The sequence below is a fragment of the Methanoculleus sp. UBA413 genome, assembly GCF_002502935.1.
Taxonomy (GTDB): Archaea; Halobacteriota; Methanomicrobia; order Methanomicrobiales; family Methanoculleaceae; genus Methanoculleus; species Methanoculleus bourgensis.
On record NZ_DAQR01000076.1, the window covers coordinates 1 to 9,414 of the forward strand.

Consider the following 9,414-nt stretch of genomic DNA (forward strand, 5'->3'; position numbering starts at 1 on the left):
GCAGGCGGCGGTACCGCGAACCCCCCACCCTGCCCGAGGCATGATAACCTCCCGGAGCGAACCGGTCGGGCTCTCGTTGATTGCCCCTCGACAAGGATCAAGACCGTTTTCCGAGGAGGTGGACGATTGATCGCAGACCGGTCAATAATACCTGAAACCGACGTTCGTCTCCTGAATTGGCGGTATCCGCACGAGTCTCCATGCCGAACGTTAGCGCCAATGGGGGGACACCCTCTCCCGGTCCCTCCCCCGTGAGGCGATACCCGGGGGAAAGTCGTGTCAGCGCTTTTGACGCCGGCTCTTGCTCAATTCTTTGCGAACATGCGCCAGCATGCTCTGAACCCTGCGGATACCCGGTCGCAGGGTACTGTTGGGATGCGCTCCTTCCATGATGAACGAGCAGCGTTATGAAGAAACCAGGCAGAATACCCCCATCCCGGGAAGAGATGAATGCCGGAGTCCATCTCCTGGCCGACATAACCCCTATATAGTGTCATGGACAACCCTCCCACTGGAGGGATCAGTTGTCAGCCACTCGTCTCCGCTACACAGTCCTTATGGAACAGAATGAAGATGGGGGGTATACCGTAACGGTTCCCTCCCTTCCGGGATGTATCAGCGAGGGGTCTACCTGGGAAGAGGCCCTGGCGCATATCGAGGAGGCGATCTCGGGGTATATCGAGGTGGCTAAAAAACTGGGGAAGCCAATTCCGGTTGAGGTCTCTGTCCCTCTCAATACAAGTAACGCAGAGATATGAAACTCCCTAGAATCACCGGGGAGAAGGTAATCAGCGCTTTGAAGAAAGCCGGCTTTGAGGTGGTTGGCATCCGGGGCAGCCACCATTATCTCCACCACCCCCGGCGCGGTGCCATCGTCACCGTTCCCGTCCACTCCAAAAAGACCCTTGCGCCAAAGACGCTCCAGGCAATTCTTCTCCAGGCCGGGATCTCGCCCGAAGAATTCCAGGCTCTCCTGTAACAGATTATGCCTGATCCGGGCAGGAGTTCCTGACAATTCATTTTCAGTTATCGTCCAGCGCACTGCCTGAATTGTTCCATGAATACTCCCCCAGTCTGGAGAATGGGAGGTTCCCTGCTCAGTTCCATCGTACCCCGGGATACGATTTTCACATCAGCCCTCACGGAAAAACATCTATCCTTTATTATGACGGAGACCAACGGGAAGAAGGATCATGGACTGTTTAGGGGTTATCGGCTACGGGCAGATGGGCAGCATGCTGGTGAACGGGTTTCTCACGTCCGGGGTGCTCCAGATCGATGGGGTCGTGGTTTCGTCGAAGAGCAGGAGGAGCCTGGACGCATGCGCCGCCGCATGGCCCGGGATCGGCATCGCTGCAACGAACGCTGAACTCGCCCGGCGGTGCCGCACGGTCATCATCGCCGTCAGGCCGCAGGAGATGATGACCGTCCTCCGCGAGATTGTCCCGGTGATGGACGGGGATGAACATATCGTCTCGCTCGCCGCCGGCGTCGATCTGGCGGATCTCGAAGCGGCGTTTACGGGATCGGTCACCCGCGTTGTACCCACGGTCACCTCCGCGGTCGGGCAGGGGACGACGCTGATCTGCCACGGGCGCCAGATCGGGATGAACGACGCCCTCCGGGTGGAGGGGATCTTCTCTTCTATCGGGGATGTGGTGCTCGTCGAGGAGGATGAACTCCCGGCGGCAACGCTTCTTTCGAGTTGCGGCCCGGGGCTGCTTGCCGCCATCATCGAGGAACTGGCGGGGGCGACGGCCCGGGCAAGCGGACTTTCGCCGGACCAGACACTCGTGCTGGCGACAGGGATGGTCACGGCTACGGCCGCCTACCTCAGGGAGACCGGCGAGGCTCCCTCTGACCTGATCCGGCGGGTCGCGACCGGCGGCGGCATAACCGAGGTCGGGGTGCAGGAACTCCGGCAACGGCTCCCGGGAGTCTTTGACGAGGTCTTCGCCGCCATGCTGGAGCGTCACGATGCGATGGGGCAGGGGCCGCTCCTGAACGCCGGAGGAGGCGGGCAGACATTTAAATGATAGAGCGGTTATATCTCCGGTGAATATGAAGATCGTCGTCTCTGTGGAGGATGCCGGCGTTATCGACGAGGCGGTGAAGTACAGCCCGACGTTCATCGAGATCAGGCTCGACAGGATGGCCGGCGACCTGCTGGACCAGGTCCGTGCGATCCGGGAGAAGACCGCCATCCCCCTGATCGCCACGCTCAGGAGCAGGGAGGAAGGAGGCAGGTTCGTCGGCAACGCGGACCTCTGGACCAGGATCATCGGTCCGATCACGAGATACGTCGATTTCGTGGACGTTGAAGCCCGTTACCGGGACCACGCACCGCTCATCAAGAGCCAGGGGGTCCAGATCCTCGCATCGCTGCATACGAGCGAGATGCCCACCCCCCCGGAACTGGGGAAGATCGAGAGTATGCTCAGGTCCTACGGGGATATCCCGAAGATCGTCGTGAAACCCCGCACCACCGACGACCTCCTTGCGCTCGTCGCCTTCACCCACCAGGCCCAGAAACCCATCTGCACGAGTATCATGGGCGCCGAGTTCCGCTACGCCCGTGCGATCCTGCCCCTCTTCGGGTCGGAGTTCATGTTCTGCCATGCCGGCACCCCGACGGCTGAAGGGCAGTACCATATACAGGAGGCGCGCCAGATCGCTGACCTGCTGAAGTGAGGCGAGGATACTTCCGGAGCGAAGAGGTGTGAAGGGCTTATGCCGGATCGAAAGAAGATCGAAGAACCCACGTGGCAGGACGAGGTCCGCGCCTTCGTACAGAGGCGCAAGGCCCGGCTCCTGGCACGGGCACGGGAAGCCCACCGCTCCCTGGGTGAAGGGGGGCCTGCCGCAGACCTGATCCGGGAGGATCGCGATGCCCGATAGCGTTGTGCTGGACCCGGGCATCTGGGTGTGGATGAGGGCGGCACCCCCTTCTTGAATACGACAATCTCAAATCGGTGCCCCCCGGCACTTCGCCTGCTCAAGCATCGCGTCAACAAGAACAAGCGCGAGCATGCACTCCGCGACCGGGACGATACGGGGGGCGATGCAGGGGTCGTGCCTTCCTTCAACTGATATCTCCCGCTCCTCCCCGGCGAGATCGACGGTCTGCTGCACCCGCCGTATCGAGGGCGTCGGCTTGACGGCGATCCTGACGACGATATCCTGCCCGGTGCTGATCCCGCCGAGGATACCGCCCGCATGGTTGGTTGCAAACCCGGCTTTGCCGATCGGATCGTTCATCTCGCTCCCGAGCAGCCGGGCGGCGCCGAACCCCTCGCCGATCTCGACGCCCTTCACCGCACCGATGCCCATCATCGCCCCGGCGATAGCGGCGTCCAGTTTTCCAAAGACTGGATCCCCGAGGCCTGCCGGGCACCCGGTCGCCGTCACCTCGACGATTCCGCCCACGGAGTCCCCCGCATCCCGGGCGGCCCGGATCTCCGCTTCCATCGCTTCTGGTTCAGTCTCCCCGTGCACCGAAACGACCCTCCCGCTGACAGAGATGCCGTACGGTGCCAGGCAGCGCACCGCCACCGCCCCGGCCGCGACCCGGGCAAGGGTCTCCCGCCCTGAACTCCTCCCGCCGCCCCGGTGGTCGCGGAGCCCGTATTTTGCCTGGTAGGTGTAATCAGCGTGTCCGGGCCGGAAGACGTCCCTGAGCGCATCGTAGTCCTCCGACCGGACGTCCCGGTTCCTGACGACGAGCGCGATCGGGGCACCGGTCGTCCTCACCTCAAACGTCCCCGAGAGGATCTCCACCCAGTCGGGCTCCTGCCGTGCCGACTCAAGCGGGCTCTTCCCCGGCCGCCTCCGGTCGAGGTAGGGCTGGATATCAGCCTCAGTGAGAGCGATTCCCGGCGGGCAGCCGTCGACGACCACGCCCACCGCCTTCCCGTGGCTCTCACCGAACGTCGTGCACCTGAAGTTTCTCCCAAACGTGTTCATAGAAGCATCTCCCTCACCAGCGCGGGCGTGACCGCAATCCCGGTGATCAGCCGGAACTGCGCCACCGCCTGGTGGACGAACATCTCAGTCCCCGGTATCGTCTCGCACCCGGCCTCCTTCGCCGCCCTGATGAGGGGGGTCTCAGGCGGCGTGTAGACGAGGTCAAAGACGGTCATCCCCGGCTCAAGGTCACGGGGGGCAAGCAGGCTCCGGGTGTCAGGCTCCATCCCGACCGGGGTTGCGTGTACCACCACATCGACGTCAACCCCCTTGAACTCATCCAGTCCGCCCCACCGGCACCCGAACCGCTCCGCAAGCCTCCGTGCAGTATCAGGACGCCGGGCGAGCACCAGAACATCCATATCAAGCGATATGAGGGCGTAGACCACTGCAGCCGCCGCACCCCCGGCGCCGAGGACCACCGCCCGGGCGCCCCGCCGGTGGGCGAGCGGGGCCCGCACGCCCAGCCAGTCGGTGTTGTGGCCGTATGTTCTTCCACCACATCTAACGACGGTGTTTACCGCCCCGATGGCAGCCGCATGGTCGTCCACCTCGTCGATGTAGCGCATAACGTCGGTCTTGAACGGTATGGTGACCGAGAGCCCTTTTGTGGGGAGGAGGGAGGCAAGGCGGACGATCGTCTCCGCATCAGGCCACTCGAAGCGGGTGTAATGATAGCGCATGCCAAAGTGCGCAAAGAGCCGGTTGTAGAGGAGCGGACTCTTGCTGTGGGCGCAGGGGTTGCCGGCGATGGCGCATACCCTGAGCCCCGGGTCGCGGTCAATCATCTCCCCGAGCGCCGAAAGCCCGAATCGCTCAAGGAGGGTGTCGCGTTCATGTGCATCGTCCGGGGAGATGCCGGCGTCCCGGAGAACCAGGTCCGCGACCTCTCCGGGGGTGCGGCTCCCGGTATCGATGCAGGTATCGGCCGCGCCCAGGTACGCCTCCCTCCTCCGGGCAAGGAGTGTCTGCACCTCCTCTGCCGGCGGAAGATCGGTCAGCCCAGGCCGGTCGCTCCCGGCGATCCGCTCATAGATGACCCCGGGCTCTGCAGAGAGGAGGAAGACCGTGCCGTGCCACCGCAGGTCAGCGACGTTTGCGGGGTCCGAGACCGCACCGCCGCCGGTGCTGATCACGCCCTCCGCACACCGGAGTGACGCGATCACCTCCCGCTCGAGGGCCCGGAACGCTGCCTCCCCGTGCCGTCGGAATATCTCAGGGATCGGCATCCCGGCCCGGCGCTCGATCAGCGCATCGGTGTCAAAGAAGGGCACCCCCAGCCGTTCCGCGAGGATGCGCCCGACCGAGGTCTTCCCGGTCCCCCGGAACCCGGTGAGGACGATCTTCATAGCAGCCCCTCCCCGTAGAGCGCCTCCCAGAACCCGGGAAAGGACTTCTCCACGCACCCGGGGTCACGGATCGCCATCCCCCCAACCGCGAGCCCGAGCACCGCAAACGCCATCGCCGTCCGGTGGTCATCGTGCGGGTCGACGAGCACACCGTGGAGATGCGCGGGCGTGACCATGAGGGAGTCTTCAGTGACCAGAACACCCGCCCCCATCCTCCTGAGGACCTCTGCCGTCACTCCGACGCGGTCGCTCTCCTTGTACTGCAGGTGCGCAATCCCCGTGATCGTCGTCGGCGACGCTGCCGTCGCCGCCACCGCTGCGAGTGTCTGGACGGTGTCGGGGGACGAGGACATATCGATCTCGATCCCCTCCAGATCGCCCGTCCGCTCCACCGTCACCGCATCGGCGCCGGCGGCCACCCGGCAGCCCATCGCTTCGAGAGCGTCGAGGAACCGGCGGTCTCCCTGGACCGACGCCGGGTTTAAGCCCGTGACCGTGACCCTCCCGCCGCAGACGGCTGCGACCGCAAAGAGGTAGGACGCCGACGAGTAATCACCCTCGACCCGGTAGCCCCGCCCCCGGTAGGGCACACCGCTCTTCACCCGGAACCATTCGTAGCCCCGCCGCTCGAGCCGGGCGCCGAACCTGAGCATAACGTCTGCGGTCACGTCGAGGTAGGACTGGGAGGCGGGGGGAGCCGGGAGGGTGAGTTCCACGTCCTCATCCGCGTAGGGCGCTGCCATCAGGATGGATGATATGAACTGGCTGCTCATGCTCCCGTCGATCTGCGCCTTTCCGCCCCGAAGCCTGCCCAAGATCCGGATGGGCGGAAAGCCCGGCCGGCCGGTGAACGCGACGTCGCCGCCGAGCGTCCGCAGTGCATCGGCAAGCGGCCCTATCGGGCGCTCGAGCATCCGGGTACTCCCCGTGAGCACCACCGGGTGCGGAGCGAGGAGCGCCGCCGAGGCAAGCAGCCGCAGCGTCGTCCCTGAGTTCCGGCAGTCGATCGTGACCTCTCCGGGCGCCGGGAAGGCCCCGCTGCACCCGGTGACGGTGATCTCCCCCGGAAGCCACTCGATCGGCACCCCAAGGCTTTCGAGCCCCTGTGCCGTCAGTTCTGTATCAGCGGCACGGAGCGGCGCCGTGATCCGCGACCTCCCGGCGGCGAGCGCCGCGGCGATCAGGGCCCGGTGGGTGTAACTCTTGGAAGAAGGCGCCTCAAACGTCGCATCCACCGGCCCGATCCCGGATACCCTGACGATCATATGCCCGGCACCTCCAGGCGAGCGTAGCACCCGAGTTCCCTGACGGTGGTCATCCTTTTGAGTTCCTCCTTTGCCTCCTGCCATCCTTCTGAGATCTCGAGGTCGATGAAGAATACATACCTGCCGATCCCGCGCCGGGACGGGCGCGACTCGATCCTGGTCAGGTTGATGCCACGGCGGGCGAAGACCCCGAGGATCTCGGCGAGAAGTCCGACCCGGTCGGTTCCGGGGTCCACGAGGAGGCTGCACTTCGTGCACCCGCCACCCTCGCGGGGAGTGGCGGATATCTGCACGAACCGGGTGGTGTTCTCCCTATTGTTCTGGATATCCCAAAGAACGATTGGGAGGTCGTAGATCGTCGCCGCCATCTCCGGGACGACCGCACCGGCGCGGCCGTCTCCCTGCATCGCCACCGCGCTTGCAGCGTTGCTGCTCGTGTGCACAACCTCGACCCCGAGGCTCCCGAGGAGGATGGAGCACTGCTCGTGCGTCTGCGGGTGGGCGTAGATGACCTGAAGATGTTCCGGCTCCTCCCGGGCCGCGAGGTGGTGCCTGACCGGCATGTAGGCCTCGCCGGTGATGGAGACGCCAAACTCCATGAGCCCCTGGAGCGTCTCCCCCACGCCGCCGGCCTCAGAGTTCTCGATCGGCACGAGGCCGTCGGCAGAACCCCCGGCCACGCGCTCGATGGTGGCGCGGATCGTCGGCAGGAGTTCGATATCGTCACCAAAGAGTGCGGCGGCGAGTTCGTGGCTGAACGTCCCGGCCGGCCCGAGGGTCAGGACTGTCATCTCATCACCACATGGTTGATGAGGTCGTCGGTCTCTTCTGTCGCGGCCGCGAGGTATGAGGCGTAGTGGGCGGCATTCTCAGCAAAGAACGCCCGAAACCGCTCGTCGTCGCCGCCTTCCACGATCTCACGGAGCGTCCGGACCGCCGCTTCAAACGCGGCAAGCACCTCCGGAACCGTCGGGTTCATCAGGAGCATGTCCCCGTAGAGCCCCGCGTCCTGGGCAAGGAGTCGCCCGACGAGCCCCATCTCGATCCGGTAGATGGGGCTTGTGAACGAGAGGGTCTCGTCCACGTCGGCGCCGGTCCGGCGGATGGCCTCCGCCTTCGCGAGCGTCCCGAAATGGGTGAGCCCCTGGATCACCGCCATCATCCGGTCATGGTCCTCCGGTGTCGAGAGGGTGATCGCCGCGCCCTGGTCGCGGAAGACCGAGAGGAGCCCCTCAAGGGTCGCAGGATCGCATCTGGCCGGGGTGGCGACGATCGTCTGGCCCCTGAGCGATACGGCGCCCGGCCCGAACATCGGGTGGAGCCCGATCACCTCAGCGCGGGAGGCAAGCATCGCCCGGACCGGTTCGACCTTGAGGGAGGTGAGGTCGCAGAAGACCTGTTCCTCCGAGAGCAGTGGGGCGACCTCCCTGATCACCCCGACGGTGGCGCGGATCGGCACCGAGACCATGACGAGGTCAGCCATCTCCGCGACGTCACGGTTGGTGAGAGGCGTCTTTGTCCCTGAGACGATCACGTCCCAGCCGGCCTCTTCAAAGACCCCGGCGAAAAACCGCCCCATCTGTCCCGTGCCGCCGATGATGCCTGCAAGCATCGTCGTCACTTCTCCAGGATGGTCTCGGCGACGGCGATACCGAAGTGCCGCCCGCCCTCCGCGACGCTCCCGAGCACCCGGTCGCCCACCGCAAGATCGACGACCGATACCGCTCTGCCGTCCTCCGCAACAAGCCTGATGGTCTCGGCGTTCTGGAGGACCAGGCTCACCTTCGCGTCACCTGCCTTCGCCTCAACGAGGAGGAGCGGACGGCGCTCGATCTTCACCCTGCCGACGACCGCCTCGTGGGTCGCGCCGGTATGCTCGGCGATGAGCACCCGGTCGCCCACCGCGAGGTCGGCGAGGTAGGCGGTCTTCCCGTCAGGGAGGAGGGTGTAGGCATGCACCGCCCCCGCGTTCACCCGGAACGGACGCGGGGCCACGTAGGGGTTCTCCAGGGTCTCGGGGTGCACCATCAGGAACGCCGAGGAGGTGTTGCCGACGAGCATCCCCTCCCCGTCGGCGAGGAGGGAGCAGGTATCCACGCAGACCCGGTCCCCCATGCCGACAGGGGCGATCCTGGTCACCTCGAACGGGACGAGGGCGACCTCTGCGCCTGAACCTGCGATCAAGCCAGCCGCCCGCCGGATCTCGGCCGGGTCGTCAGTCGCAAGCAGGATGCCCGCCGCCCCGCGCTCGAGGACGCTCAGGGCGACCGCTGCTTCATCGGCGGTCGTGACCGCGGCGATGATCCGGTCGGATTGTGCGACGAGGTTCTCAAGCGGGATGACCGTCCAGTCCCGCATCCGCACGATGACCCGGCCCCTGCTGGCGAGCCTGAGCGCCTCCTCCTCAGTCGCCTTGTCGACGATCTCAACCTCGAAGACGTCCTTTCCGGGGACGAGGTCGCCCTCTCTCGCAACGGTCGTCACCCGCCCGAGTTCGCGCACGCGCCCTGCGTCGTCCACCACCAGGGCGTCAGCCCCGCTCTCGATCGCGGTGGTCGCGAGGTCCTTGCTCCACGGCCTGATATCAACCCAGAACTGCTTCATCACTCACGCTCCAGCGCATCGGCCGGGCTTGCACCCTCATGCACCACCCGGCAGATCGAGCCGATGAACCGACCTGGGTCTTCGCGCTGGAAGGCGTTTCTTCCCATGCAGACCCCGGCAGCGCCCGCACCGATGGCATCCCTGATGGTCGTGAGCGTCTCGAGATCCCCTCCCTTCTCGCCGCCGGCGATCATCACCGGCACCGAGCAGGCCTCAGTGATCTGGCGGAAGGT

11 protein-coding genes and 1 pseudogene are annotated in these 9,414 nt (G+C 65.4%); 5 read left to right on the forward strand and 7 right to left on the reverse strand.

Annotation, left to right across the window (positions count from 1 at the left end; genetic code table 11):
• Positions 1-557 precede the first annotated feature (557 nt).
• The 5 genes from BP858_RS05800 (at position 558) to BP858_RS05820 (ending at position 2,898) form a co-directional block, all read left to right on the forward strand.
• Positions 558-758 carry a type II toxin-antitoxin system HicB family antitoxin gene (locus BP858_RS05800; RefSeq protein WP_048104803.1) on the forward strand — a complete coding sequence of 67 codons (201 nt, stop codon included), beginning with the start codon at positions 558-560 and terminating at the stop codon, positions 756-758.
• A complete protein-coding gene (locus BP858_RS05805; protein WP_014867942.1) occupies positions 755-979 on the forward strand; it encodes a type II toxin-antitoxin system HicA family toxin in 225 nt (74 codons plus the stop codon). Before BP858_RS05800 ends, BP858_RS05805 begins: the two co-directional genes overlap by 4 nt.
• 214 nt (positions 980-1,193) lie before the next feature.
• Entirely contained in the window at positions 1,194-2,036 is an 843-nt protein-coding gene (locus BP858_RS05810; RefSeq protein WP_286879079.1) for a pyrroline-5-carboxylate reductase family protein, read from the forward strand.
• 25 nt (positions 2,037-2,061) lie between these two features.
• Positions 2,062-2,691 carry a type I 3-dehydroquinate dehydratase gene (locus BP858_RS05815; RefSeq protein WP_286879080.1) on the forward strand — a complete coding sequence of 210 codons (630 nt, stop codon included), beginning with the start codon at positions 2,062-2,064 and terminating at the stop codon, positions 2,689-2,691.
• 39 nt (positions 2,692-2,730) lie between these two features.
• Positions 2,731-2,898, forward strand: a complete 168-nt coding sequence (locus BP858_RS05820) for a hypothetical protein (protein WP_157203695.1) — start codon at positions 2,731-2,733, stop codon at positions 2,896-2,898.
• A gap of 66 nt (positions 2,899-2,964) precedes the next feature.
• Here the strand turns inward: BP858_RS05820 and BP858_RS05825 are convergent, their stop codons facing one another.
• The 7 genes and pseudogenes from BP858_RS05825 to BP858_RS05855 form a co-directional block, all read right to left on the reverse strand.
• On the reverse strand, positions 2,965-3,963 hold the full coding sequence (locus tag BP858_RS05825; protein ID WP_286879081.1) for a chorismate synthase: 999 nt from the start codon (positions 3,961-3,963) through the stop codon (positions 2,965-2,967).
• A complete protein-coding gene (gene aroE, locus BP858_RS05830) occupies positions 3,960-5,312 on the reverse strand; it encodes a shikimate dehydrogenase (protein WP_286879082.1) in 1,353 nt (450 codons plus the stop codon). Before aroE ends, BP858_RS05825 begins: the two co-directional genes overlap by 4 nt.
• The gene (gene aroA, locus BP858_RS05835; protein ID WP_214167087.1) at positions 5,309-6,577 is read right to left on the reverse strand and encodes a 3-phosphoshikimate 1-carboxyvinyltransferase; all 1,269 of its coding nucleotides are present in this window, start codon (positions 6,575-6,577) and stop codon (positions 5,309-5,311) included. Before aroA ends, aroE begins: the two co-directional genes overlap by 4 nt.
• Complete coding sequence (locus tag BP858_RS05840) at positions 6,574-7,368, reverse strand: prephenate dehydratase (RefSeq protein WP_286879083.1); 795 nt, start codon at positions 7,366-7,368, stop codon at positions 6,574-6,576. The genes aroA and BP858_RS05840 overlap by 4 nt, the downstream gene beginning before the upstream one ends.
• Entirely contained in the window at positions 7,365-8,189 is an 825-nt protein-coding gene (locus BP858_RS05845) for a prephenate dehydrogenase/arogenate dehydrogenase family protein (protein ID WP_286879084.1), read from the reverse strand. The genes BP858_RS05840 and BP858_RS05845 overlap by 4 nt, the downstream gene beginning before the upstream one ends.
• Positions 8,190-8,194: 5 nt before the next feature.
• Positions 8,195-9,181, reverse strand: a complete 987-nt coding sequence (locus tag BP858_RS05850; RefSeq protein ID WP_286879085.1) for a 3-dehydroquinate synthase II — start codon at positions 9,179-9,181, stop codon at positions 8,195-8,197.
• A pseudogene (locus BP858_RS05855) lies at positions 9,181-9,414 on the reverse strand (fructose-bisphosphate aldolase); the annotation flags it as partial. The gene BP858_RS05850 and the pseudogene BP858_RS05855, both read right to left, overlap by 1 nt.

What these genes read in the sequence shown, in the direction of transcription:
- BP858_RS05800 (WP_048104803.1), top strand. Translation starts at nt 558, where the DNA reads ATGGAACAGAATGAAGATGGGGGGTATACCGTAACGGTTCCCTCCCTT.
- BP858_RS05805 (WP_014867942.1), top strand. Translation starts at nt 755, where the DNA reads ATGAAACTCCCTAGAATCACCGGGGAGAAGGTAATCAGCGCTTTGAAG.
- BP858_RS05810 (WP_286879079.1), top strand. Translation starts at nt 1,194, where the DNA reads ATGGACTGTTTAGGGGTTATCGGCTACGGGCAGATGGGCAGCATGCTG.
- BP858_RS05815 (WP_286879080.1), top strand. Translation starts at nt 2,062, where the DNA reads ATGAAGATCGTCGTCTCTGTGGAGGATGCCGGCGTTATCGACGAGGCG.
- BP858_RS05820 (WP_157203695.1), top strand. Translation starts at nt 2,731, where the DNA reads ATGCCGGATCGAAAGAAGATCGAAGAACCCACGTGGCAGGACGAGGTC.
- BP858_RS05825 (WP_286879081.1), bottom strand. Translation starts at nt 3,963, where the DNA reads ATGAACACGTTTGGGAGAAACTTCAGGTGCACGACGTTCGGTGAGAGC.
- aroE (WP_286879082.1), bottom strand. Translation starts at nt 5,312, where the DNA reads ATGAAGATCGTCCTCACCGGGTTCCGGGGGACCGGGAAGACCTCGGTC.
- aroA (WP_214167087.1), bottom strand. Translation starts at nt 6,577, where the DNA reads ATGATCGTCAGGGTATCCGGGATCGGGCCGGTGGATGCGACGTTTGAG.
- BP858_RS05840 (WP_286879083.1), bottom strand. Translation starts at nt 7,368, where the DNA reads ATGACAGTCCTGACCCTCGGGCCGGCCGGGACGTTCAGCCACGAACTC.
- BP858_RS05845 (WP_286879084.1), bottom strand. Translation starts at nt 8,189, where the DNA reads ATGCTTGCAGGCATCATCGGCGGCACGGGACAGATGGGGCGGTTTTTC.
- BP858_RS05850 (WP_286879085.1), bottom strand. Translation starts at nt 9,181, where the DNA reads ATGAAGCAGTTCTGGGTTGATATCAGGCCGTGGAGCAAGGACCTCGCG.